This window comes from Candidatus Leptovillus gracilis (assembly GCA_016716065.1).
Lineage (GTDB): Bacteria > Chloroflexota > Anaerolineae > Promineifilales > Promineifilaceae > Leptovillus > Leptovillus gracilis.
On the sequence record JADJXA010000002.1, the window covers coordinates 470,517 to 495,039 of the forward strand.

General features: G+C 58.5%; 19 protein-coding genes. 5 read left to right on the forward strand and 14 right to left on the reverse strand.

Annotated elements, in window-relative coordinates:
• Window positions 1-131 precede the first annotated feature (131 nt).
• The 3 genes from hemW (at window position 132) to IPM39_06425 (ending at window position 10,586) form a co-directional block, all read left to right on the forward strand.
• Entirely contained in the window at window positions 132-1,283 is a 1,152-nt protein-coding gene (hemW, locus tag IPM39_06415; protein MBK8985702.1) for a radical SAM family heme chaperone HemW, read from the forward strand.
• Between the two features lie 441 nt (window positions 1,284-1,724).
• Complete coding sequence (locus IPM39_06420; protein ID MBK8985703.1) at window positions 1,725-2,816, forward strand: L,D-transpeptidase; 1,092 nt, start codon at window positions 1,725-1,727, stop codon at window positions 2,814-2,816.
• Between the two features lie 453 nt (window positions 2,817-3,269).
• A complete protein-coding gene (locus IPM39_06425) occupies window positions 3,270-10,586 on the forward strand; it encodes an amino acid adenylation domain-containing protein (protein MBK8985704.1) in 7,317 nt (2,438 codons plus the stop codon).
• A 30-nt stretch (window positions 10,587-10,616) separates the two neighbouring features.
• Here the strand turns inward: IPM39_06425 and IPM39_06430 are convergent, their stop codons facing one another.
• Together IPM39_06430 and IPM39_06435 are read right to left on the reverse strand one after the other, a co-directional pair.
• The gene (locus tag IPM39_06430) at window positions 10,617-11,690 is read right to left on the reverse strand and encodes a zinc ribbon domain-containing protein (protein MBK8985705.1); all 1,074 of its coding nucleotides are present in this window, start codon (window positions 11,688-11,690) and stop codon (window positions 10,617-10,619) included.
• A 61-nt stretch (window positions 11,691-11,751) separates the two neighbouring features.
• Complete coding sequence (locus IPM39_06435; GenBank protein ID MBK8985706.1) at window positions 11,752-12,180, reverse strand: PPOX class F420-dependent oxidoreductase; 429 nt, start codon at window positions 12,178-12,180, stop codon at window positions 11,752-11,754.
• Between the two features lie 166 nt (window positions 12,181-12,346).
• Between IPM39_06435 and IPM39_06440 the strand changes: the two genes are divergently transcribed.
• Window positions 12,347-12,937 (forward strand): sigma-70 family RNA polymerase sigma factor, encoded by a 591-nt coding sequence (locus IPM39_06440; protein MBK8985707.1) that lies wholly within the window; start codon window positions 12,347-12,349, stop codon window positions 12,935-12,937.
• Window positions 12,934-15,000 (forward strand): hypothetical protein, encoded by a 2,067-nt coding sequence (locus IPM39_06445; GenBank protein ID MBK8985708.1) that lies wholly within the window; start codon window positions 12,934-12,936, stop codon window positions 14,998-15,000. The genes IPM39_06440 and IPM39_06445 overlap by 4 nt, the downstream gene beginning before the upstream one ends.
• A 29-nt stretch (window positions 15,001-15,029) precedes the next feature.
• On the opposite strand, the gene IPM39_06450 is transcribed toward IPM39_06445, so the two are convergent.
• From IPM39_06450 to IPM39_06505, 12 genes are all read right to left on the reverse strand, one after another.
• Window positions 15,030-15,578, reverse strand: a complete 549-nt coding sequence (locus tag IPM39_06450; protein ID MBK8985709.1) for a hydrogenase 3 maturation endopeptidase HyCI — start codon at window positions 15,576-15,578, stop codon at window positions 15,030-15,032.
• The gene (locus IPM39_06455) at window positions 15,511-15,939 is read right to left on the reverse strand and encodes a 4Fe-4S binding protein (protein ID MBK8985710.1); all 429 of its coding nucleotides are present in this window, start codon (window positions 15,937-15,939) and stop codon (window positions 15,511-15,513) included. Before IPM39_06455 ends, IPM39_06450 begins: the two co-directional genes overlap by 68 nt.
• 44 nt (window positions 15,940-15,983) lie before the next feature.
• Entirely contained in the window at window positions 15,984-16,910 is a 927-nt protein-coding gene (locus IPM39_06460; GenBank protein MBK8985711.1) for an NADH-quinone oxidoreductase subunit H, read from the reverse strand.
• 2 nt (window positions 16,911-16,912) lie between these two features.
• The gene (locus IPM39_06465) at window positions 16,913-18,115 is read right to left on the reverse strand and encodes a nickel-dependent hydrogenase large subunit (GenBank protein MBK8985712.1); all 1,203 of its coding nucleotides are present in this window, start codon (window positions 18,113-18,115) and stop codon (window positions 16,913-16,915) included.
• Between the two features lie 20 nt (window positions 18,116-18,135).
• Complete coding sequence (locus tag IPM39_06470) at window positions 18,136-18,663, reverse strand: NADH-quinone oxidoreductase subunit C (GenBank protein ID MBK8985713.1); 528 nt, start codon at window positions 18,661-18,663, stop codon at window positions 18,136-18,138.
• Complete coding sequence (locus IPM39_06475) at window positions 18,650-19,171, reverse strand: NADH-quinone oxidoreductase subunit B family protein (protein ID MBK8985714.1); 522 nt, start codon at window positions 19,169-19,171, stop codon at window positions 18,650-18,652. The genes IPM39_06470 and IPM39_06475 overlap by 14 nt, the downstream gene beginning before the upstream one ends.
• Before the next feature lie 147 nt (window positions 19,172-19,318).
• Window positions 19,319-19,630 carry a hypothetical protein gene (locus IPM39_06480; GenBank protein ID MBK8985715.1) on the reverse strand — a complete coding sequence of 104 codons (312 nt, stop codon included), beginning with the start codon at window positions 19,628-19,630 and terminating at the stop codon, window positions 19,319-19,321.
• A gap of 20 nt (window positions 19,631-19,650) precedes the next feature.
• The gene (locus tag IPM39_06485; protein MBK8985716.1) at window positions 19,651-21,180 is read right to left on the reverse strand and encodes a hypothetical protein; all 1,530 of its coding nucleotides are present in this window, start codon (window positions 21,178-21,180) and stop codon (window positions 19,651-19,653) included.
• A 15-nt stretch (window positions 21,181-21,195) separates the two neighbouring features.
• Window positions 21,196-22,944, reverse strand: coding sequence for an NADH-quinone oxidoreductase subunit L (locus tag IPM39_06490; GenBank protein MBK8985717.1), 1,749 nt, complete (start codon window positions 22,942-22,944; stop codon window positions 21,196-21,198).
• A gap of 3 nt (window positions 22,945-22,947) precedes the next feature.
• Window positions 22,948-23,184 (reverse strand): NADH-quinone oxidoreductase subunit K, encoded by a 237-nt coding sequence (locus IPM39_06495; protein ID MBK8985718.1) that lies wholly within the window; start codon window positions 23,182-23,184, stop codon window positions 22,948-22,950.
• 67 nt (window positions 23,185-23,251) lie between these two features.
• Window positions 23,252-23,833, reverse strand: coding sequence for a hypothetical protein (locus IPM39_06500; protein ID MBK8985719.1), 582 nt, complete (start codon window positions 23,831-23,833; stop codon window positions 23,252-23,254).
• 172 nt (window positions 23,834-24,005) lie between these two features.
• Window positions 24,006-24,419, reverse strand: coding sequence for a hypothetical protein (locus IPM39_06505; protein ID MBK8985720.1), 414 nt, complete (start codon window positions 24,417-24,419; stop codon window positions 24,006-24,008).
• Window positions 24,420-24,523: the final 104 nt, after the last annotated feature.

A 24,523-nucleotide genomic window follows, 5' to 3' on the forward strand; every position in this document is an offset into this window, starting at 1 on the left:
GGTGTCACTGCGCCGGACCTGAATTGACCGTGAGCAAGCATTGACTTGTGTGTATGATAAAGTATGCTGGCAGCACAGACAAGCGAGTTTAATCAATCGTCAATCCTTCGGCAAGCTCAGGACCAATCGTCATGACTCTCAGTCTCTATATCCATATTCCATTTTGCAGCCATCGCTGTGCTTACTGCGATTTTAATACCTACACCAGCCTGGGTGATTTGAAGGCGGTGTATGCCGATGCGGTGTGTGTGGAGTTGGCGCAGGTGGCGGGGCAGGTGAAACGGCCGTATCACACCCTTTTTTTCGGCGGCGGCACGCCCTCCCTGATGCCGCCGGAGACCATTCGCCAAATTTTGCAGACCGTAGACGCCCATTTTATGCCGCTGGGCGCGCCAGAAATTACCCTGGAGGCCAATCCGGGCACGGTAGATGGCGCTTATCTGGCGGCGGTGGCCGCCGCCGGTGTGAACCGGCTGAGTTTTGGCGTGCAGAGCGCGGTGGCTGGTGAACTGGCCCTTTTGGAGCGCACTCACGATTTTGCGACGGCCGTTGCCGCCGTGCAAATGGCCCGCGCCGCCGGACTGCCCAACTTTAACCTGGACTTGATTTACGGCGTGCCAGGGCAAACGCTGGCCTCCTGGCGCGAAAGCCTGGAGGCGGTACTGGCCCTGGAACCGCCCCATCTCAGCCTTTACTGTCTGACCATTGAGCCGGGCACGCCGATGCAGCGCTGGCTGCAAAACGGCCGTATCCAGCCTCCCGACCCCGACCTGGCCGCCGACCAATATGACCTGGCTTGCGCCTTACTGGCGCAGCGCGGTTACAGCCATTACGAGATTTCTAATTGGGCTAAACCGGGCGGCGAATGCGCCCATAACCTGACCTATTGGCGTGATGGCGAGTATCTGGGCCTGGGGGCAGGGGCGCACGGCCACGCCGGAGGGACACGTTATCAGGTGGTGAAGCAGCCCAGGGTGTACATTCGGCGGCTGCAAGCGGGTCAGGCTGGGGGGTATCCGTTGTCTACGGCCGTTGTCGATCACCATACCATCAGCCGCGAAGAGGCCATGACTGACGCCATCATCACCCAACTGCGCCTGCTGCAAGAAGGGCTGGACCTGGACGCCTTCGCTGCCCGCTTCGGCCAGACATTGGACGAGGCGTATCCGGGGGTTTTGGCGCAGTTGGCGGAGTGGGGGTTGGTGGTGGTGGAGAACGGTCGTTTATTCCTGACGCCTAAGGCCTATTTTTTGAGCAATCAGGTGTTTTTCCGATTCATGTAAATCTTCCGTGAAATCTTCGCGCAATGTGTAGAACGATTTTCCAAATCGTTCACTGGGCGATAGGGACAGTATTTTCCCACGCCCTGTCCCCCATTTTCGCTTCAACCGGGCGAGGCAGGCGGCCGCAGAGGTGTTGGAGAATGGCCGAGACCTTAGCCCGCCTGTCCCGCCTTCAACGAACAGGTTCATCATTGGAATTGCTGTTTACCTGCAATTAGACGTTAAGGCGGATTTCGGGTAAACTATGATTGGCTTAATTTGTATTCAACCGCTTTATGCTCGTGTGACGTCCATTGCAAAGGAGTTCACCTGGGCGGCAGCGCACCACGATGTATGAAAGAAAATAGGAAGTAGATAAACGCGGATGATGCGGACTAAATCTGTTTAATCTGTGCAATCTGCGAAATCTGTGGAACATTTTCGAAGGAGTATGGATAGCTTATGACTCGATTGATGCGTATCTTTGTTGTTCTGGGGGTAATGGCAGCCACCTGGTTTTTTATGTTGCAGCCGGTTCTGGCCGCCAACTGCTACACATATACCAGTAGTATCGGACTGGTTTGTGAGGCAGAACCGTCGCAGCCGACTTTTGTGGAACCGCAGTCGCCCATTGGCAGCTTTATCCCCACGCAGCAATACGCCCGCCTGAATGACAACATTTGGGTCTATTCGGAGGCGAGTCTTTCTTCCCCGCAGGTTCGCAACGTGGGGGATGGCTACCTGTTTGTGACATTCACCTGGTGGGTGACCGGTGACGACGGCAACCGCTGGTATGTGATTAACCCTGGTGAATATGTTCGCGCCGAAGACTTACGTGTCCACGAAGATTCCGAATTTTCCGGTGTCGAGATTCATCAGCAGCCGGTACGGCCGTTTGGCTGGATGCTGGTAGACTATTGGCCCAGCCGCGAACCGGGTGCGGAACCTACGCCCGGTGATCCCAAACTGCCCCGCTACACCTTCTTTGAAGTCTACGACGCGCAGATAGATGATCAGGGCTGGATTTGGTACAACATCGGCAGCGGTTATTGGATGAAACAAACCTATGTCAGCATTACGGAAATCCACCAACGGCCGGAGGAAATTGGCCCGGATGAGTATTGGGTGGAAGTGGACATTTATGAGCAGCGCATGGCTGCCTACGTGGGCGACCGCATGGTCTACGCTGGTTTGGTTTCTACTGGCCTGAACCGTTGGCCGACTTATGAAGGGATTTTCCAGGTATGGGACCGTTTTGAGAAGACCAAAATGTCTGGCGCGGAAGGCAAAATTGATTATTACTTTATTGAAGACGTGCCCCACACCATGTACATTGATCGTGTCACCGAAATTGCGCTGCATGGCGCATTCTGGCACGACCGCTTTGGCTACAAACACAGTCACGGCTGTATCAACATGCCCCCCCGCGACGCCGAATGGGTCTTCAACTGGTCCAAAAACGCCCCCAACGACTTGTGGGTCTGGGTCCACACCTCCGACCCTAACCATTACTTTGAGCGGTATGACCCGGTGGAAACTTTCGCCGGACCATAAGTGTTCGTAAAAGCGGCGCACTTTTTTGAGGTGCGCCGCTTTTGTTTTACAAATAGTAATTCGGTTCCACGTCTTTCACCACCACCGCGTTCGACCCAATGCGGCTGCCTTTGCCAATGCGAATTGCGCCCAACGGCCGTTGCCCACTGTCGCGTTCATCTATTCATAACATCATCTTACCAGCACAAAAACAATTGATCTAAACGCTTAACTTTAGATTTAAGAGTTATTGTCTTATAATACGGTTGCACTCTGGTCGAAGCACACTGAGCAGCAAACAACGAACTGACCAGATAAGAAATGAATTATGTTCGCGTGCCAGAATCTCTCACCGCAACAAGTAGTACCAAGAGCCAATTGGACTATATCTTATGTCTTGGCCGGGCGGCTTCCCAAAATCTACATGCACGCTTTGCGTTTCCTGTGGCGAACAGAGAAAGGACTTTCATCCAAATGAATGCGGCACAAACTGAAAAACCAGGCAGCATAGACCAGCAAAGTCTACTTGCCCAACTGCAAAAAAAGTACCAGGTTTCAGACAATCAGGTTCAACCTCTGTCACATAATCAGCGCGCATTGTGGTTGATACAGCAAATTGAGCCAGACAACGTCTCATACAATATTGGCGTCACCTTACACATTGCTTCAGCCATTGACATTCAGGCAATGCGCGATGCCCTACAAGCGGTTGTGGATCGTCATTCTAACTTTCGGACTTGTTACGATTCGATTGATGGACAGCCATTTCAAATCGTTTTTGACAGACAAGAGGCCGATTTTGCCGTATTAGACGCCACAAACTGGACGGAAGCCGACTTTTTACAAAGTCTGCAAAGCAATCAGAACCAGTCATTTGATCTCACCAACGACAAAATATTTCGGTCCCGTCTTTACGTTCGTGCCGAGAACAAATTCGCGCTGCAAATGGTGACTCACCACATTTCGGCCGATGGTTGGTCGGCCTGGATATTAATTGGGGATATACAACAGGGGTACGCGGCGCGTCTGGCAAATCAGCCCATCCCGCTGGCGCCGTTGGAACATCAATACAGCGATTTTGTGCAGTGGCAGTCAGACATGCTCGCCGAAAAAGGGGAGCAGTTGTGGTCGTTCTGGCGCGAAACGCTTGCTGGCGGGCTGACCGCCTTAAACATGGCAACGGATTTTAACTTGGTCCAGAAGCAGCGCTTTGCCGGGGCTTCGCATCAATTTATCTTCCCCCAAGAGATGGCCGGGCAGCTACGGCAGTTGGCGCACGCCGAAGAGGCCACGCTTTACCGGATTCTGTTGGCTGCTTTTCAGGTTTTCTTGTGGCGCTATTCAGGTCAGGAAGATATTCTGATTGGCACGCCGGTTTTGGGGCGCAGCGACAAGCGGTTTTTGCAGCAGATTGGCTATTTTGTGAACACGGCCGTGATGCGCGGTCAAATCACCCCCCAAAAATCCTTCCGCCAACATTTACGGGCGACCAACGACCGGGTTCTGGCAGCCCTGGCTCATGCCGATTTCCCTTTTTCCTTGCTGGTGGAACGCTTGCAGCCAGTGCGTGAAACGTCGCACATGCCCTTGACCCAGGTGTTGTTCAATCTCCTGCGCCCACCAAAGCATTTGCAAGAGTTGGTCATCATGTCCCTGGAACCAACGGGCGGACGCCAGGTAACGCTGGGGGCGTTTACCGCGTGCGGCCTGGATATTGAAACCGGCCAACAGGTGGAAGACTTTGGCCTGAATCTGGACGTTTTGGACCTGGATGACAGACTGATTGGCGACCTGAAATACAGCGCCAATTTATACCAGCGGGAAACCATTGTGCGTATGGCGGAGCAGTTCCAGGTCTTGTTGGCAAACATCCTGGCCGATCCCGACAGCCCTCTGGCCGACCTGTCGCTGCTGCCGGAAGCAGAGCGGCGGTTGTTGGCGGATTGGAACGACACGGCCGTTTCCCTGCCCCCAATTCACTCCATCCATCAGCTATTTGAGCAGCAGGCAGAACTGAGGCCAGAGGCGACGGCCGTTATCTCCGGCAGCCAGCAGCTCACCTACGCCGAACTCAACCGGCGCGCCAACCAACTGGCCCACTACCTCCGCGCCAGCGGCGTTGGCCCAGAAACCTTCGTCGGCATCTTCCTCGAACGATCGCCAGAAATGATCATCGCCCTGTTGGGTGTGTGGAAGGCTGGCGGCGCATACCTGCCGCTGGACCCCGCCTACCCGCCGGAACGCCTGGCTTTCATGCTGGCCGACGCGCAGCCAACGCTGCTGCTGACGCAGCAAACCCTGCTGCCTCGCTTACCGGCGAACCTGACACCGGGCGGACCATCCCCCATCTGTCTGGACCGCGACTGGGCCGATATTGCCCAACACAGCCACCAGAATCTACCCCAACCCACCGCTGACAGTCTGGCTTACGTCATTTACACGTCTGGTTCCACCGGCGCGCCCAAAGGGGTGATGGTGGCTCATCGTTCCCTGGTTAATTACACCGTGGCGGCCATCGAGTCGTTTGCCCTGACGCCGCAAGACCGCGTATTGCAGTTCGCCTCTTTCAGCTTCGACACCTCGGCCGAGGAGATTTTGCCCTGCTTGGCGTCTGGGGCGGCGCTGGCGCTGCGCGACGAGGCGATGATAGACGACCCCGCCCTGTTCTGGCAGCGCTGCGACGGTCTAGGCGTGACAGTGGTGGATTTGCCCACCGCGTATTGGCATGAGGTTACGGCCGTTCTCGCCGAACAATCGGCGCTACCCGCCCCATTACGATTGGTCATCATCGGCGGCGAAGCGGCATTGGCCGAACGAGTCGCTGCCTGGCAAAAGATTGTGGGGCAGCGTGTACGCCTGCTGAACACCTACGGCGCCACCGAAGCCAGCATCATCTCCACCATCCACGACCTGACCACTGCCCCGGCCAGCCCCGCCGCCAAAGTGCCCATCGGTCAGCCCATCGCCAACGTCCAGACTTACATCCTGAACGAACAACGACAGCCCGCGCCCATCGGCGTGCCCGGCGAATTGTGGATCGGCGGCATGGGACTGGCGCGCGGCTACCTGAATCGGCCGGAATTGACGGCCGAGAAATTCGTCCCAATGGCCGATGTTGGCTCTGGAATGGCCGCGTTTGCGCCGAATCCGCAGTCCGCAAGCCAAAATCTGAAATTGTATCGCACCGGCGACCTGGCCCGTTTTTTGCCAGATGGCAGCATCGAATATCTGGGACGGGTGGACTCGCAGGTAAAGGTGCGCGGATTCCGCGTGGAACTGGGCGAGATTGAGGCTGCATTGGGATTGCATCCGGCGATACGGGCAACGGCCGTTACCGCCCACACGGAAGCCAACGGCCACAACCGCCTCATCGCCTATCTGGTCCCCAATGAAAACCTGATACTCACCCCCACCGACCTGCGCCAATTTTTGCTGCAAAAACTGCCCCACTTCATGATCCCGGCCGCTTTTGTTACCCTACCGACGCTGCCCTTATCACCTAACGGCAAAGTGGACCGCAAAGCGCTGCCGCCACCCGATGTCTTGGCGCCGGACCCGGCCAGGGCCTATGCGCCGCCCCAAACCATGCAGGAAAAACTGCTGGCCGACCTGTGGGCGCAGGTGTTGCACGTACAGCCAGTTGGCCTCCACGACAACTTTTTTGAGCTGGGCGGCCATTCTCTGCTGGCGACGCAAATCGTCTCCCGCATTCGCAAAATGACCCAGGTAGAACTGCCCATCCGCGCCATTTTTGAAGCGCCCACTGTGGGTGAATTGGCTGAACGATTGGCCGACTTGCAGGCCAGCCAATCGCCCGGCGCGGCACGGCCGCTGCTTCCCGCCGGCCGCACCGCGCCCCTGCCACTCTCTTTCTCTCAGGAGCGGATGTGGTTCTTCTACCAGCTCGACCCCGACAGCACGGCCTACAACATCCCCGGCGCGGTTCGCCTGCGGGGCGCGCTGGACAGTGGGGCGCTGGAGTGGAGCATCAATCAGATCATCGCCCGGCACGAGAGTTTGCGCACCCGGTTTACGGCCGTTGACGGCCAACCCACCACCACCATTGAACCCACCTACCACTTCACCCTGCCTGTGGCCGATTACCGGGCGCTGCCGCCCGCGCAGCGCTTGCCCCAGGCCCTCGGTGCAGCGCAGCAGGCCGCCCGCACCCCCTTCCGGCTGGACCAACTGCCGCTGTTCCAGATCAAACTGTTCCAGCTAGACGACGAGGAATATATCCTGCTCATCGCCATGCACCACATTATCTCCGACCAGTGGTCGTTGGGCGTCTTTACCCGCGACCTGGGCAGCTATTACCGGGCGTTTGTGCTGGGCCAGCCGCCCGATTTGCCGGCGATGCCCATTCAGGCGGCCGACCACGCTGTCTGGCAGCGCCAACTGGCCGCCGACGGCGCCTTCGCCGACCAGTTGGTTTACTGGCAGCGGCAGCTTGCCGACCTGACGCCGTTGGACCTGCCAACGGACCGCCCGCGCCCGGCCATACAGACCAGCAGCGGCGCGATTTTGACGGCTCCGCTGCCGCCCGGATTGCTCGACGGGCTGCAACGGTTGAGCCATCAGGCAAGCGTATCGCCATTTATGATCTTGCTGGCGGGGTTTAAGCTGCTGCTATATCGCTACACCGGCATGGAAGATATTGCTGTTGGCTCGCCCATCGCCAATCGTCACCACCTGGACAGCGAAACCCTCATCACCACATTGGTCAATACGCTGGTGCTGCGCACCGATTTGTCCGGCAATCCTACGTTTCGCCAGCTTCTCCAGCGCGTGCAAACCATGGCGTTGGACGCCTATGCCCACCAGGATGCCCCGTTTGAGCAGTTGGTGGAAGCGCTGCAGCCGACCCGCGACACGAGTCGGTCACCGCTTTTCCAGACGTTTTTCAACGTGCAAAACGCGCCTTTTGCGTTCCCGGTTTTACCCGGCGTCACCGGTATGGAGGTGTTGCTGATTGATCGGGCGGCGGCGCAGTTCGATCTGTCATTGTCGGTGGATATGATTGTCAGCCACACGGCCGTTCTGGAATACAACACCGATTTGTTCGACGCCGATCGGATGGAGCGGCTGCTGGGCCATTTATGGACCTTGTTGACCACCGCCGTCGCCCACCCCGACCGCCCGATTGCCGATCTGCCCCTGCTAACCGAGGCCGAAATCCAGCAGCTAAACGAGTGGAACAACACGGCCGTTACTTATCCTGATAACGCCTGCCTGCACCACCTCTTTGAAGAACAGGCAGCCCGGATGCCGCAAGCAGCGGCCGTCACATTCGCCGACCACTCCCTCACTTACGACCAACTCAATCGGCAGGCCAACCAGCTTGCCCGCCACCTGCAAAGCCTGGGCGTCGTCGGCCCCGGCGACCTGGTGGGCATCAACCTGGAGCGGTCGCTGGCGATGGTGGTGGCCCTTTTTGCCGTCCACAAAGCGGGCGCAGCCTACGTTCCGCTGGACCCTGCCTTCCCGCAGGAGCGCCTGGACTTCATGCTGGCCGATTCCCAGGCCCGCGTCCTCATCAGCCAAACCAGCCTGCTGGCCGACCGGCGGGAGGTTACGGGGCTGGCCGTTGTGTGTGTGGATGGGGACACGGCCGTATTCTCGCCAACCGACGACCACAACCTGCCGCACACGGCCGTTGCCACTGACCTGGCCTACGTCATCTACACCTCCGGTTCCACCGGCAAGCCCAAAGGGGTGCAAATTGAGCATCGCAGCGCCGTCAACTTCCTCAACGCTATGCGCCGCCAGCCAGGCCTGACCCAGGACGATGTGCTGCTGTCTGTGACCACCCTCTCCTTTGACATTGCCGTGTTGGAGATTTTTCTGCCGCTGCTGAATGGGGCGCGGGTGGAGTTGGTGAGCCGGGAAACGGCCGTGAACGCCCAGGCGCTCATGGCCGCTTTGCAGCAATCACGGGCCACCCTTATGCAGGCTACCCCCACCACCTGGCGCATGTTGCTGGAAGCCGACTGGCCCGGCGACCCGCGCCTCAAAGTCCTCTGCGGCGGCGAAGCAATGAGCCGCGAACTGGCCGACCGGCTGCTGCCGCGCTGCGGCGAGCTGTGGAACATGTATGGCCCAACCGAAACGACAGTCTGGTCATCGGTGCAGCGCGTGTTGGCCGACGCTGGTCCCATCACCATTGGCCGCCCAATTGACAACACCACGTTTACCATTGTAGACAAGGCGCAGCGGCCGCTGCCCATCGGCGTGCCCGGCGAACTGCTGATTGGCGGCGCGGGTCTGGCGCGCGGCTACCTGAACCGCCCAGAACTGACGGCGGAGAAATTTGTGCCGCTGGACGATGTGGCGCTCCCGGCGCGCCAACCGGCAGCCGCCAAAAGCCGAGTGTATCGCACGGGTGATCTGGCCTTCTTTTTAGCCGACGGCCGTGTTGAATATTATTGCCGTATGGACAACCAGGTGAAGGTGCGCGGCTACCGGATTGAGTTGGGCGAAATTGAGGCGCACCTGGCGGAGCATACGGCCGTGCGTGAAGCAGTCGTTACGGTGCATTCGTTTGGTCCCGACGACTGGCGGTTGGTGGGCTACTACATCCCCAACGAAGCCGTGGCCGCGGTGACGCCCCATGATTTGCGCAGCTATTTGCGCGGCCTCTTGCCAGATTATATGGTCCCGGTGGCGCTGCTGCCGCTGGACGCCTTCCCGCTGACCCCCAATCGCAAGATTGACCGCCGCGCCTTGCCCTTGCCAACCGGCCTGGATGGTGGGAGCGCGCCTGGGCCAACGGCCGTGCCCCAAGACGCTCTGGAACGCCAGATTATCGTCATCTGGGAGAAAGTATTAGGCTTGTCGGGCATCGGCCGCGACGACAATTTTTTTGATCTGGGTGGCCATTCGCTGTTGGGCATTCGGGTATTTGCCGGTATTCAGGCGTTTAGCAACGTTGACCTGCCGCTGACCACCCTGTTTCGCGCCCCCACACCGGCCAAATTGGCCGCGGTCTTGCGCAGCGCCGGTTGGCAGCCCGACTGGAAATCGTTGGTTCCTATCCAGGAAAAGGGCAGCCGTCCGCCGTTTTACCACGTTGCCCCGTTTTTGATTAGCGTGCTGAGCTTTTCGCAGTTAGCCCAAGATATTGGTCCAGACCAACCGTTTTATGGTTTGCAGCCGCAGGGGTTAGATGGCGTCCACCCCGCCCATGAGCGCATCGAAGAGATGGCCACCCACTACATCAAGGAAATACAAACGCTCCAACCAACGGGACCCTACATGATTGGCGGGCACTGCGCCGGTAACTGGGTGGCATTTGAAATGGCGCGCCAACTGCAAATGCAGGGGGAGGAGGTGAGTTTGTTGGTCCTGGTGGATTCGGAACCGCCCAACATCGCGCCGCCCCCTATCCCGGCGTGGCGTTATTATCTCAATCGGTTGGCGTTTTATTGGCGAGACGGCCGTTTATGGCCGGCGCTCCAGTGGAAGCTAGGGCTGGCTTACCAGCAGTTTATCGCCTACCGCATCGGGTCGTCAGAAATTCGCCATGCCGTGAATGTGCGCAAGGCCCATCGGGAAGCGTTCAAGCAGTACCAGGCTGAGGGGGTGGTTGCCGGGGATGTCTTGTTCATTCGCAGCCAGGAATCGGCCCTGATGGCCGACAAAACCTGGCATTTACGCTGGTCCGAACTGATCACCGGGGAACTGCATCATGAAGTGGTTCCCGGAACCCACGCCATGCTGCTCGAAGAACCCAATGTCAGCGTAATGGCCGCCAAAATTCGCGCTGCCATTGATGAAGCTGCCGACTGTTAGCTTATACGCTGACAGCCGGCAGTCTACAGCTCAATTCGCCGGTTCAATATCATTCACGTTGTTAAATGTGTTGATTTTCAAAATCCACTCGCTGCCCGGCTGCGCCTGCAAGAACTCCGTTTCGTTGGTGCTGTATTCATAGGTATTGCCGTCGGTGCGGAAGATGATGACATAGCGGGCGTCTTGCGCGCCGGCCCGCTGCCCGGCCGCCGGTTGAAACTCCGGCCAGCGCGGGTTCAGATCGTTACCTTGCAGCCGAACCTGGTCTATCACCTGCCACTCTTCGGCCGTGTAGCGGCAGAAATCGTCATATATCTGATACTCACAGTCCTGGACCACTTCGCCGGCGCCTGTGCCCGTATCCACCGTGTAAGGCGTGCCACAAACTTCTACGGAGTTGGGCGCGGGGTCGGGCTGCGTGGAGCGAACCTCCTGCTCGCAGGAGAGAACTTTGGCCCCGGCGGGAATCTGGTCCTCCCAGTTCTGCTTCTCCACTGGCTGCAGCGCCTCGATGGACACGGTGCGCACCCACTGCACATCGGACACTGTGCCGACCACATCGTCGGTGCGGTTGGTGAAGAAGAAAAACGCGCCGCACAGCAGCAGCAGCACAGCAACCACGCCAATGATGGCATAAATGACGCTGCGGTTGGGGGGGGCGGGCACGGCCGTTACCGGTGGTTTTTCTCTGGTTTCGGCCAGACTTGCGCCGCATTGGTGGCAGCTCATGGCTGCGGCCGGGTTCATCGCGCCGCAGTAACGGCAGGCGACGTCGTCGGCCGGTTTATCCCGATGCGCGCCGATCACTTTGCCCTTTTCGCGCAGCGTCGCTTCGCTTAGTTCGGCCAGACACTGCACGCAAGTGGTGGCTCCGGCCGGGTTGCGCGCCCCGCAGAAGGGGCAGTGGACATCCGGGCCTGCCTGCACTTCGGCAATTCTGGCCGCGTCGGTGATCAGCTTTTCTTCGGCGGCCTGTTCAAACTGGGTATCGGCGGGCATGGGGGCATGGCAGCCGGTGCATAGTTTGGCCGAGCCGGGGTTGCGCGTGCCGCAAAACGGGCAGGTCCATTCGAGTTCTGTGTAACCAACTGTTTTTCGTGCCATTTGTTTCCTTTTGCATGGTGCAGGTCATAAACCTGCCAGGTTTGCCTATGACGTGTGACGTTTACCAGCCGGCTACGTCTTTTTGGGCGATGATTTTGCCTGGCGTCAGCCGCACCAGCAGTTCGCCGGGCACGCTGTTGCGCCTGCCAAAGGCCTCGGCCTGCTCCTGGCCCATGTACCGGCCGCCGATTTGGGCAGCCCAATAGGCCAGGGCGGTGGGGTTGTCTTCCAGTACGGCCGTTCCTTCCACCAGCACAAAGGCAAACGGCGGCGTCTCGTCGTCTACGCACAGGCTCACCTGAGGATTGTGGCGGATGTTTTTGGCCTTCACCGATTCATGCCAGGTGGTGAAGAGCAGGTCTTCACCATCCAGTAAAAACCAGACCGGCGCAACGTGCGCCCGGCCGTCTGGTCGCACCGAGGCAAACTTGCCCGTTCGTGTGCCGGTTAACAAAAAGGCTTTTGCTTCGTTGGCGGTCATTTTTTGCATGGCATAAATCTCCCATTTTCAGCCTGTATTGTAACCGAATTTTGCCTATCGGGGAGATAGTTTCTTCTCTATCTGAATTCATTTAAAATTGTCTGTTATAAAAATCGTTCCATCCCCGAATACATCATAGACAATCCGAACAACCACCTTCCTGGGAGGGTAAGAGATGATAACGACTCAACTTATGGGCGCGCCGGACCGATTGTCAGTGGGTCTGGATGACGACCTGGTGTTGGTGCAGCAGGCCCAACACAACAAAGACGCTTTTGCCGAACTGTATCGGCGGCACGCTGTCCGTGTATATCGCTATTTGCTGGTGCGGGTGGGCAACGTGGACGACGCGCAAGACCTGACTTCGCAGACCTTTATGGCGGCGATGGAAGGATTGCCCCGTTTTCGCCAGCAAACGCCCTTTGTGGCCTGGCTGTTGGGCATTGCCCGCCACAAAGCGGCCGACCATTTTCGGGCGCGCCGGCCGGAACAAGATTTGCAAACGGCCGTAGCCCTGGCAGACCACAGCGAATCGTTGGACGAAGTGGTGGGGCGAACGCTGCAAATGGAAATGGTCACGCGCAAGCTGCATACCATCAGCCCAGACCGGGCCGAAGCGGTGGCCTTGCGCCTGTTTGCCGGCCTGGAAGTGGCCGAAATTGCCCGGATGATGGCGAAGAATGAGGCGGCCGTGCGCATGTTGGTCTTTCGCGGTTTGCGCGACTTACAAGCGCAGTCTGGGCTGGTGGAGGAGACGAAATCATGATGAAGAATGAGGAACGATTGGCGCAGGAACTGGATGATTTTTTGACGGCGCAGTTAGAGGGACGGCCGTTCACCCCCGCTGCCGACGTGCAAGAAGAGGCGCGTCTGGCCGGGGCGCTGCTGGAATTGGCGGCAAACCAATCTCTGGAGCCGGCTTTTTTTACCAACCTGGAGGCGCGGTTAAACGCTGCTGCCTCCCCAACCCGGCTCGACAAACCGACTGTCAGGCCACCTTCGGTCTGGCAGCAGGTTATCGAAACGATAAAGGAAGGATTTACCATGAAACGAATGACGCTTGCTATAGGTGCGCTTGCCACCCTGCTAATCATCGGCTACTTTGCCTGGTCTGCCTGGCAAAGCAGCGTCGTGCCTGGACTGGGTGCGATTGCTGATACGGGGGCAACGGCCGTCGCCCCCACCGAGGCTGTCATCGAAGTCTACCCCACCGACGAGTCGCTGGTCAATGACCTTTTATTTAGGCCTGCAACCGAAGTGGTCCGCATAACGCCGCCGGCAACGGCCGTGTCTCAACCCACCGCCGACCCCGCCTCGGCGCTGCCCTTGCCTGGCCTGGGCAGCGCCAGCGGCATTAGCATGGGCATGGGCGGCGGCGGCGACGCCAGCCTGACCGGCGATCTATCCGGCGAAGCAATGCCGGTAGACATCATTCCCGCGCCCTGGAACCCCTTGAGCGGTACAACTTACATCATGAACGCCGGTTTCCCCACTGAACCGGTGGCGCAGCCGGTGTACAGCCAACCCGGCCAAAACATGCTAACCCAGGCAGACGCGCGGCGTTACGCCGACCTCTTTGGCCTTGCCGGCCCTATTTTCACCGATGTACCCTGGCCCGACATGCCGGCCGATTACGTTATGTCACCGGTGTACTTTGTCTTTGATGGTCCACGCACGCTGGCCGTGCGCACCGATGGCCTGTATTACTTTGATCAGAGCGCCGCGCCGGACTATTTTGCCCAGGCCGGCAGCTATGAACAGTCCGCGCCCATCGCCGAGGCGTTCTTGTTGGAGCGTGGTTTGTTGGACTTTCCGTATGAGATGCGCCCCACAGCGGGCGGCAGCGATGTGGAATTCCGGCGGTTGGTAGACGGCCGTCCTGTCATGCTGGCCGAATTTTTTGTCAGTGTCAACGATGAAGGTCAGGTCATATCCGTCTCTTACCAGCCCTTAACTCAGCTCAGCAACATTGGCCTCTACCCGCTGCGCACGGCCGAGGATGCCTGGCGGCAGGTGTTGGCGGATGGCATAGATTACCAGAGCGCCACCTTCATCACCTATCCCGGTCCTAACTGGACGCCGCCGGTGCCGGAACCTTATGTGGACCCTTACGCCGACCTCTACAAAAGCTGGCAGCGGCAGTACAATGATGGCGACGCCATCACCATCTATCCGTACCCCACGGTCCACGTTGCGGTAGATGGGCAGGCGCCGCCGCGCATCCAGGTGGACCAATACCTGCTGCTGGGCAGCGACGCCGATTTGCGCGCCATTGCCGAATACGCCTACCAGCAAATTCGCGTCAGCGGCACGGTGCGCCAATCGGCCACCCAGAAGGCGATTGAACTGGCAGCCTGGGAGCCGGTGGATCAGGACGCATTCCAATACCTGCCCGGTTTACCCGGCACGATTCAGCGCGTGGGCGATGGGGTGCAGTTCAATGCCGATGGCGGCGAGGTGTTTGTGCTGGAACAGCCACCGACAGACATCGCCGATGGCGAACGGGTGTATCTGTATGGCTGGCGTACCACGATGGCCGATGGTCAGACGGGTTTTAGCTGGCAAAACATGGACCGTATCATTGAATACGAGCCGGTCATCGAAGAGCCAATGGTTGAACCCCTGCCCTTTGAGCCGTATCGCATCAATGAGGCGACGATAGACAGTATTGATCTGGTGTACATTTTCACGCCGATTTTTGCTGAGGACTTTCAACTGAGCCAGTTTGTGGTCCAACCGGCGTGGCGCTTCCGCGGTTTCACCGACGCCAACGAAGTGATTGAAATCTTTGTCCAGGCTGTGCCGCCGCAGTTTGTGCAGTCACCGTAAAAGAGGTCAGTCTAGAATCTCCCGGAGGTTTACAACCTCCGGGAGATTCCATGCGTTATGTCAATTATTCCAGCTGCGATGGCGGCAACTGACGCCTGTACAGTGGGCGTCAGTGTGTTGGTCAGGCTGGTATCTTGCGGTTGAATACCAATCAGCGCTACTTCGCAGTGTAAATCGGCCGTTAAAAACCACGCCAGCATATACAACGGCATCGTATGGCTGGAAGCGCTTAACCCGGACGTGGCCTGCCAGGGCAGCCAGCCAATCTCGCCCGGTTCCCGGCCCATCAACGCCACGTCAATCAGCAGCACCAGGTCCGGGGCAAAGCGGCGAATGGGGCCGGTGTGGTTTTCCGGCGCATGGCCGCCTGCAATGAGGAGCAGGTTGGGGGGAACGGCCGTGCCCAACTTCTCTGCTATCTGCCGAACGACAACCAATCCGGCCGCGTCATCCCCCCGCAGTTCATGGCCGATGCCCATAATTACCAGACGCAACGGCCGTTCCACAGATTCACGCTGCTGGCGTAGCTGCTTCAGGGTCTGCGCCAGCGAGCTTTGCCATGAGTTGTTGTAAATCATCGTCCGTGCCGTAATAAACCGTAAACGGCTCCTTGGTGGCAGCCGCCAATTCCCACTCTTTGTCAGACATCTCAATGCAGTTGAAGCGGCAGCTTTCCACACACTGGGCGCAATACGTGCAGCGGTCCATGTGATATTTCATGACGAAGCGTTTCTCTTTTTTGTCAATCGTAATCAGTTCAATCGCGTTCGCCGGGCAATCTTTGCTGCACAGCGCGCAGCCAGTGCAGTTTTCAGAATTCCAATGAAGTTTGCCGCGCAGGCGCTCCGGCGCTTCCCGGCGTTCAAACGGGTACTTCTGCGTCACCGGCGGCTGCCAGATTGAACGCCAGATATCGCTAAACATTGTTGCGATTTTCATACCTTGCTCCGTAAATCAAGCGAAATAGCCAAGCGTTATACTTCTCAGGTATACAGCAGCTCAACGACAAACAAGACCAACCACTGCGCCAGGACCAGCAGAGCGCCATAGCGCCACCACATGCCCACCGTCTGGTCAATCCGCAGGCGGGTCATCAGCGATTGCAGCCCGGCCAACACCACCAGCACGCCAATCGTTTTCAGCAAAAATTCTAACGGGTTGCTAAAGCCGCCCATGTAAAAAGAGGTAATCAGCGTCAGACCAATCACCAATTCCACGGCCTGCCCCAGGTGAAAAACAGCCAGACCCCGGCCGCTGTATTCGGTCATCGCCCCGGCCACAATTTCCGTCTCCGCTTCCGGTGAATCGAAGGGCGGCAGTTCCAACTTGCCCATCAAGCCAATCAGCGCCACGATGAAACCGATAGGCTGCATCACCAACATCCAGGTATGGGCTTGCGCGTATGCCGTAATCTCGCTGATCTGCCAGCTTCCGGCCACGATGGCCGGCCCAAGCAAAGCCAGCAGGAAGGGGGCTTCGTAGGCAAACAGCTGGGTTAAGGCCCGTGTCGCCCCCACCAGGGAGAACCGGTCACGGGTATTGGCCCCGGCCAGGCCAGTGCAAAGCGTCAGCAGACTGAGCATGTAAACGGTGACGATGAGGTCGCCGGGGAAGCTAAACGCCGGCCGCAGACCGGCCATGGGCACGTAGAGCGCGGCCGTTAACGCCCCGGCCAGAGCGGCGATGGGCAAAGCCACAAACAAAAAAGGGTTTACATGGTCGGGCACAACTTCTTCTTTCGCCAACGATTTTACCGTGTCGGCAAAGGGTTGGAACCAGCGGGGTCCCAACCGGTTTTGCAGCCGGGCGATGATTTTCCGGTCAATCCACTGGTAAAACAGACCGGTGACAATGACAAATAATCCCCCAGGAAAGACAAGCAGGGCAGCTACGTTTATGACGCTTTCCATCGTTACACCTTCTTCGCGTAATACTCAATGCCATATTGGCGCAGACGCTCCCAGGTCCATTGGTCGTGGCTGCCTTCGGACGAGCAAACCACCACGCCGCGATCATTGCAGGAGAAGCACGGGTCAATGCCCACCAGCAGCATCGGCACGTCGGCCAGGTGGTGGCCGATGGATAGGGAGAGGACGGAGGCCATGTTGCATAGGGTTGGCGTGCGGACTTTTACCCGGTCTGGCTGCTCGGAGCCGTTGCTGCGAATGTAATAAAACACTTCACCGCGCGGCGCTTCGACGCGGCTGATGACCTCGCCGGGCTTGATGCGCCGTGGAAAACGCTTGACTTGCAGATCGCCAGGCGGCAAGTTGTCTAAAATTTCCCGAATGAGCCGAAAACTCTCAAACAACTCTTTCAGGCGGACGACAAAGCGGGCTTCCAGGTCGCCGCTGGTTTCGATGACGATGTTGATGGGAAAGGCGTCGTAGGCGGCATAGGGGGCGTCCACGCGCACATCGCGCATCACGCCGGAGGCGCGGGCGGTTGGCCCGACAATGCCCAATCGCTGCGCGTCTTGCAGCCGGGTGACGCCGATGCCGCGGGTGCGCTGTAAGAACATGCCATCACTGGTGGCGACGTTGAGATAATGGTGGGTGCGTTCTTCCAGAAAATTGATGCCTTCGAGGATGATAGCGCGCTGCGCGTCGGTGACGTCGAATTTGACGCCGCCAAGCAGGTTGGCCGAGTAATTGACCCGGTTGCCGGTTAGCGCTTCCAGAATGTCCATGATGGTTTCGCGGTCGCGCCAGGAGTACATGAACAGGGTGTCGAACCCGGCTTCGTGGGCGGCGATGCCAAACCAGAGCAGGTGGCTGTGGACACGCTCCAATTCGGCAACCAGCACGCGGATAGCCTGGGCGCGCGGCGGCGCTTCGACTTCGGCCAGGGCCTCCACGCCGAGGGCGTAGGTAAGGGCGTGGATGTGGGAACAGATGCCACAAATCCGCTCGACCAGGTAAAGGTTTTGCGTCCAGTTGCGGTTTTCGGCTCCTTTTTCGATGCCGCGATGGACGTAGCCCAGGCGCACGGTGGCGTCGGTGACAACTTCGCCATCTACAGCAAATTCAAAGTGGCCCGGTTCTTTGAGCGCCGGATGCTGCGGACCAATGGGGACGATGAATTTTTCTTTTTTAGGTGTGGTAACGGCCGTCATATGCTTTTCCTTCCTGTTGTTCAAGAGTCGCTGGGTTGTGGGCCTTCGGTTTTAAATTCCTTGCGCAGCGGATAAACGCCGGCCGGCCAGTTGTCGGGCAGAAAGAGGCGGTCGGTGTTGGGCGTGTTTTGCACGGTAACGCCCAACATTTCGCTGAGTTCGCGCTCGAAGAAGCTGGCCGAAGGGATGATGGGGCAAACGCTGGGCACAACGGCCGTCTCTCGCTTCACCTTCACGCACAATGTCACCACGGCCGCGCCAGCCGCAAAATGATACAAGACCTCAATTTCCCCGGCCTCCGGCCCCAAATCCAGCCCGGTGATGGTGATCAGGTAGCCCCAACCGGCGTTTATCAAACTCTGGACGGCGGCCAGCAGTTGGTCGGGCTGGATAGTGAGGGTGAGGGAATCGGCACGGCCGTTGCCGGCTACCCGCATATGTCGTGCTTCGGCCGCCTGCGTCGCCCACGGGGCTAACAGCTTTTGCGCCGCCAGCAGCGCCATCGTCACCTGCGCCTGCACCGCATCGTGAATCTCAGATTGCATCATGTACCTCCGTTGCCAACTGCGGCACAGCGACGGTTTCTGGCGGGACGCCTTGCTTAATCATCGTCAACAGCTTCACCAGCCCATCAATAATTGCTTCAGGGCGGGGTGGGCAACCCGGAATATAAGCATCCACCGGAATCACCTCGTCAATGTGCCCCACTACGTTGTAGCAGCCCTGGAATACGCCGCCGGAAATGGCGCACGAACCCACCGCCACCACAAACTTGGGGTCGGGCATCTGTTCGTAGATCAGCCGCAGCCGGTCTCGTGATTGCAGCGTCACCGGCCCGGTGCAGATCAACACATCGGCGTGGCGTGGGCTGCCTTGCAACTTCACGCCTAGTCGTTCCACGTCATAACGCGGCGTCAGCGTGGCTAAAATCTCAATATCGCAGCCATTGCACGAGCCGCTGTTGTAATGAATGGCCCAGGGCGAGTTCACCCGCGCCCATTTTCTGAGCTTGATTAAAATGTTGTCCCATTCATCGGTCAGATTAAAGTTCGTCATGGATTTGCTCTCTTTCACCCACAGCAGTTCCGTAGGCTATTTCATGGGCGATCCTCAGTGATCATCTAATAATTAAATGGCCCCGATTGGACCAGTCTTCAAGATTGGTCCAATCTAAAAAACAGGAAGTTATTCTTAGACGATTACTTAGCCCAAAATCAAGGCGACCAGGGCCATCATCAACCCGGCCAGATATAAGATGGAAATGGGCGAGGCTGTGCTGCTGCCCAACATCAACACGCCCAGGTGCAGGATGGCAAAAAACAGGGCAATGACAAAAAACGGCCGATACCCCGGTACGCCAATTTTGCCAGACATCGCTTCACCGCCGGTGTAACTGCTTGATTTGATCGGGTTGGGATGTTCCTTGCCGGCCAATAGTTTGCCCAGGCCAGACAAAATGCCTACCAACAGCAGATAAAGCACAAAAGCAATCGGTGGGATGAGAAGAAAACTCATAAGATGACTCCACGATGAAATTAGCCGCCGAACGCGGCCATCAACGCTGCGCCGGCCGGCTGCACCAGCCCACTCACCAGACTCGGCCACAAACCAATGATGAGCACGGCCGTCGCCAGCACCACCAGCGGCACATTCATCAAAACTGGTACAGATAATCCGGTTTGCACGGCCGTAGACGGCCGTTTTCGGTACACCGCGTTCACCAGCGGCGCATAATAGGCCAGCGACAGCACACTGTTAAAAGCCACCAACGCAATCACCGCATACATGACCAGGTTCTGCGTGGCAAAACCGGCCACCAGAATTTGCCATTTGGACATAAACCCCACCAGCGGCGGCAGCCCGCCCAGACCCAACAGCGCCAGACTAAACACCAGGGCAATCAACGGGTACTTCTGCGCCGCCCCGGCCAGGTCGCCAATCAGCAGTGGGTCGTGGTCGCCGCGCGCCGTGTGCAGCGCATACAACAGCGCCCCGGCCGAGAGGAATGCCAGGCCCTTCATCAGGCCATGGCTGAGCAGGTGGAAGAAGCTGCCTTCCGCCCCGGCCGCTTGGCCCACAGAAATGGCGATGCCCAGGCCAATGAGCATGTAGCCCACATGGGCGATGCTGGAAAAGGCGAGCAGGCGCTTCACCTGCTGCTGCCGCAGCGCCAGCAAATTGCCAAAAATCATGTTCAACACGCCGAAGAAGATGAGCAGCGTGCCCCAAACGGCCGTTGTGCCCGCCAATGGTCCCAGCCCGCGCAGCAAGGCAATCAGCCCTGCCTCGATCACCACGCCAGACAACATGGCGCTGATGCCGCTGGGCGCCTGCGAATGGGCGTCTGGCAGCCAGGTGTGCATGGGCACAATGGCCACCTTCACGCCAAAGCCAATGATGAATAACCCACCGGCGGCTAGCAGCGCCAGCGAAGTGGGCTGCCCGGCGACGTAAGCCTGGATCTGCAAAATATCCAACGTACCGGTCTGGGCTAATACCAGGGCGATGCCCAACAGCACCAACACCGAACCAACCGCGCTTTGCACCAGGTATTTCACGCCCGCTTCCAAAGAGGCGGGTTGATCGCGGTAAAAAGCGACTAGCAAGTAGGAGGTGATGGCCATGGCCTCGAACCACAGCCACAGATTAAACAGGTCGGCGGCGCAGCCCAGGCCAATCATTACGCCAGACATGGCGACGAGCATGGCGTAATATTTGGTCTCGCCCAAATCGCCGCGCACGTACATGGCGGAGTACAGAATGACCAGGGTGGAGAGGGTGAGGACGGCCGTTGCCAGCAGCAAACTCATCCCATCCAGCCGCAGTGTAATCGTGCCCAGCGTATAGCTGAGTGCGCCATTGGCCTGAAAGGCCTGCCATGTCAGGCCAAACGGCAGCCAGGTGCTGAGAACGGCCAACAGGGCCACCCACCGGCCGGCGCCTGTGTCGGCCACCGTCTGCCGCTGCACCAGGCGGCCAATCAAATAAATCAGCGGCGACCACAACAGTGGCAGCCAGATCAGCCATAGAAAAACGGGAAGTTGGGTGAAAGCTAGAATGTCCATAAACATATCTCCCGGTCAGGCTGCGCCAGCCAACAGGACCAACACCACCACCAGCGCCAGGACGATGCCCAGCACGTTCCAGTTTAATTGGCCCGTTTGGGTCACCTGGAGGGCGACGGCCGTTTTCTGCGTCAGGTTCACAGCGCCGCGATTGAGCGCTTCAAAGCCAAAACCGTTGGCAGCGGCGCGCCCCAACCCCTGCAGCGCCTGGGCTGTGCCGCCCAAATGGTCGCGCTGCCACCAGGTCGCCAATCCTAAAGCCACCACCACCAGCGCCAGCCAGGTGGCCGGCGCCGTCAGAATTGCCAGCAGCATCTCGCTGCTGGTTTCGACGTGCAGGTCGTGGTAAGGCAGCGTCGCTTGCAGCCATTCGCCAAACAACCCAATCAGCAGCCAGGTCGTCAGCGTGCCCAGCGCCAGCGGGATAAGCGCCGTTTTCATCGGCGTGCCCACGTCGTGAACCTGTTTCTCGCTCTGCGGCCGGCCGAAGAAGACCAGCCACACCATGCGGAAGGTGTAAAAGGCGGTGATGCCCGCGCCTAAAACCATGCCAATATAAGCCCACAGCGGTCCATGCTCCAGGCCGCTTTCCAAAATCAGCTCCTTGCTCCAAAAGCCGTTCAAGATGGGCAGCCCGGCCAGCGCCGCCGCGCCAATGATGAAAACAGTGCTGACCAAAGGCATCTGTCGGCGCAGGCCGCCCATCTGGCGCATATCGCGCGTGCCCGCGGCATGGATGACCGCGCCTGCGCCCAGGAAGAGCAGCGCCTTAAAAACAGCGTGGCTGAACAGATGGAACTGGCTGGCAAAGACGCCGCCCACGCCAATGGCGTACACCATATAGCCAAGCTGGCTGACGGTGGAGTAGGCCAGCACCCGCTTCAGGTCGGTGGCGACGACGGCCATGAGGGCGGCTAACAGCGCCGTGACAAGACCGATGATGAGAACGGCCGTGCCCCAGCCCGCCACCTCGGCAAACGCCGGATAAAACCGCGCCAGCAAATAGACGCCCGCGTTCACCATCGTCGCCGCATGGATGAGCGCACTAACCGGTGTCGGCGCTTCCATGGCGTCCGGCAGCCAGGTGTGGAACGGAACCTGCGCCGATTTGGCCATCGCCGCAAAGAGGAAGGTGAAGGCAATGAAGCTCAGTACGCCCGGCGGCAGTGTGTGGGCGTTCGCCAGCAGCGTGCCGATCTGGTAGTCGCCCAGATAAACGTAAGCCGCCAACGTGCCCAGCAGCAGGCCAATGCCGCCCAACTGGGTGATGATTAGCGCCTTCATGCCGCCGCGCACCGCCTTCGGATCGTCGTTGTAAAATGAGATGAGGGCATAGGAACAGAGCGCCGTCATCTCCCAAAAGATAAACATCAAGAACAGGCTGCCGGCCAGCACCAGCCCGGCCATCGAACCGATGAAGAGCAGCACCAGGGCGTAATAACGCCCCAACTGCGCCTCGCCGCGCATATATTCCACCGAAAAAATCACCGCCAGACTGCCAATCACCGTAGCTACGATGGCCAGGAATACCGCCAATCCATCCGGTACGAACGTGAAGACCCCAAACACGCCGCCCATGTCCAGGCGGATCACCGCCTGCGCGTTGGTGTTGGGGATAAGGGACAGAGCGGCCAGACCGGCGGCGGCGGAGAAAACAACGGCCAGGGCGTGTTGGGCGCGCGGCCGTTTGTCGCTGACCAGCCAGACCACCAGCGCGCCCAGCCAGGCCAGTCCAATTGTTAACATAATCAACCAGGCGCTCATGGCTTACCTCCGCAGGGTAGACAAATCTTTAACGTCCAGCGAGCCGGTGTGGCGCTTCACCTGGACGGCTAGAGCCAGGCCGATCACAGCCACAATGGTATCGGCGACGATGACGGTGACGGCCAGGCTTTGGCCCAAATTCACCTGCCCGCTGATCTTCCCGGCCAGTACCAGGGCGATGAGCGCCCCTTTGACCAGCAGCTGCAAGGCGATGATGATCTGGAACAGGTTGCGCACCATCAACAGGCATACAGCGCAACGCCGAGCAGACAGAGAACGCCGCCAGCAATGATGTTCAGTTCTGTACTCATATGTGGGCCTCCTGGATGTGGGTTTCGGGGGATGGGTCTATGGTTTTGGCCGGGATTGGCGGCAGCAGTGGTTGTATCTGGCGCGCTTTGAAGTTGGCTCTGGCCCGTTCTTCGGCTGTTTCTCGTTCGGCCAGGATACCCAGAATACCCATGACCCCGGCGAAAATCAGACCGATTTGCACCAGCATGTCCAGGCCCCGGTTTTCCCAAAGCATGGTGGAGAAGGTGGGTTCGGTAACGGCCGTTGCCGCATCTTTCAACGGCAAAACAAACCAGCCGACCAATCCAATAAAGGCCAGGGCCAATCCTCCGCCCAATGCCCACGGGACCAGCCGCCCCATCTCCATGGCGTCTTCACCGGCAATGGTGATGCCAAACACAAACAAGATGGTCACCAATCCCGCGCCTACGCTTAATTCAATCACGGCGACTTCGTGCGCGCCAAGCGCATAGAGCAGGGCGGCGACAAATGCGCTGCTGCAGGCTAACCAGATGGCCGCTACCAGGAGTTGTCTGGTTCGCAGCGCCTGAAACGCGCACAAAACAACGGCAATTACCAAGATTAGCTCGGTCAGCATTAGGCAATACCTCCAAAAACATACATTACTTTATTGGGCGTTTTGCACACAGTGACAAGTGTCACCCGAAAGGCGTGACGGATGTACTCTTTGTGAATTATTGCACAAATGATGAATGATAGAGGGGATAAGAGAAGTTCAACTTCTCCGCAGAAATTGAACTTCTTATTATTCAGGCGGGGTGGCGGTTGCTCTGCCAGCAGCCCAGGAACAATAAGCCCGTCACCAGAAAGGGCGAACTGTAAGCAAAGGCGGCAAACCAGCGCTGCTCTGGAAATGTAAAGTAGGCCAGCAAAGCGATGCCCAAAGCGCTCACGCTGGCGACAATGCCGCCGACCGCTTCCCAACGCCAGGCGCACAAAATGCCCAAAGTGGCTGCGGCCACCAGAGCAAATAGGAGAAGGCCATGATCATTTCCTGGTCTGGAACTGGTGGTCAAGAAGCTCTCGGAGCCGATAACGCGCAAATAAATGAGGCCGGTAAGCAGGGCTAACAGGCCGACAGACCGGGCTAAAAAGCGCATTTCGTTGAGTTTATCGGGGGAATGTTGTGTGGCGTGGTTGCTGCCGTTTGTCACTTGCGCCATGATTTCACCTCCATAGGCCGGTGGGTGGATCAGCGCCGGCCGACTTGCAATTGCGGTGTAGACGATGATGGTGAATAAAACGCTTGGTTGTGATGATGCCAGTG

Excerpts from the sequence above, each read along its gene's own strand:
- hemW (MBK8985702.1), top strand. The coding sequence starts at position 132 with ATGACTCTCAGTCTCTATATCCATATTCCATTTTGCAGCCATCGCTGT.
- IPM39_06420 (MBK8985703.1), top strand. The coding sequence starts at position 1,725 with ATGACTCGATTGATGCGTATCTTTGTTGTTCTGGGGGTAATGGCAGCC.
- IPM39_06425 (MBK8985704.1), top strand. The coding sequence starts at position 3,270 with ATGAATGCGGCACAAACTGAAAAACCAGGCAGCATAGACCAGCAAAGT.
- IPM39_06430 (MBK8985705.1), bottom strand. The coding sequence starts at position 11,690 with ATGGCACGAAAAACAGTTGGTTACACAGAACTCGAATGGACCTGCCCG.
- IPM39_06435 (MBK8985706.1), bottom strand. The coding sequence starts at position 12,180 with ATGCAAAAAATGACCGCCAACGAAGCAAAAGCCTTTTTGTTAACCGGC.
- IPM39_06440 (MBK8985707.1), top strand. The coding sequence starts at position 12,347 with ATGATAACGACTCAACTTATGGGCGCGCCGGACCGATTGTCAGTGGGT.
- IPM39_06445 (MBK8985708.1), top strand. The coding sequence starts at position 12,934 with ATGATGAAGAATGAGGAACGATTGGCGCAGGAACTGGATGATTTTTTG.
- IPM39_06450 (MBK8985709.1), bottom strand. The coding sequence starts at position 15,578 with ATGATTTACAACAACTCATGGCAAAGCTCGCTGGCGCAGACCCTGAAG.
- IPM39_06455 (MBK8985710.1), bottom strand. The coding sequence starts at position 15,939 with ATGAAAATCGCAACAATGTTTAGCGATATCTGGCGTTCAATCTGGCAG.
- IPM39_06460 (MBK8985711.1), bottom strand. The coding sequence starts at position 16,910 with ATGGAAAGCGTCATAAACGTAGCTGCCCTGCTTGTCTTTCCTGGGGGA.
- IPM39_06465 (MBK8985712.1), bottom strand. The coding sequence starts at position 18,115 with ATGACGGCCGTTACCACACCTAAAAAAGAAAAATTCATCGTCCCCATT.
- IPM39_06470 (MBK8985713.1), bottom strand. The coding sequence starts at position 18,663 with ATGATGCAATCTGAGATTCACGATGCGGTGCAGGCGCAGGTGACGATG.
- IPM39_06475 (MBK8985714.1), bottom strand. The coding sequence starts at position 19,171 with ATGACGAACTTTAATCTGACCGATGAATGGGACAACATTTTAATCAAG.
- IPM39_06480 (MBK8985715.1), bottom strand. The coding sequence starts at position 19,630 with ATGAGTTTTCTTCTCATCCCACCGATTGCTTTTGTGCTTTATCTGCTG.
- IPM39_06485 (MBK8985716.1), bottom strand. The coding sequence starts at position 21,180 with ATGGACATTCTAGCTTTCACCCAACTTCCCGTTTTTCTATGGCTGATC.
- IPM39_06490 (MBK8985717.1), bottom strand. The coding sequence starts at position 22,944 with ATGAGCGCCTGGTTGATTATGTTAACAATTGGACTGGCCTGGCTGGGC.
- IPM39_06495 (MBK8985718.1), bottom strand. The coding sequence starts at position 23,184 with ATGGTGCGCAACCTGTTCCAGATCATCATCGCCTTGCAGCTGCTGGTC.
- IPM39_06500 (MBK8985719.1), bottom strand. The coding sequence starts at position 23,833 with ATGCTGACCGAGCTAATCTTGGTAATTGCCGTTGTTTTGTGCGCGTTT.
- IPM39_06505 (MBK8985720.1), bottom strand. The coding sequence starts at position 24,419 with ATGGCGCAAGTGACAAACGGCAGCAACCACGCCACACAACATTCCCCC.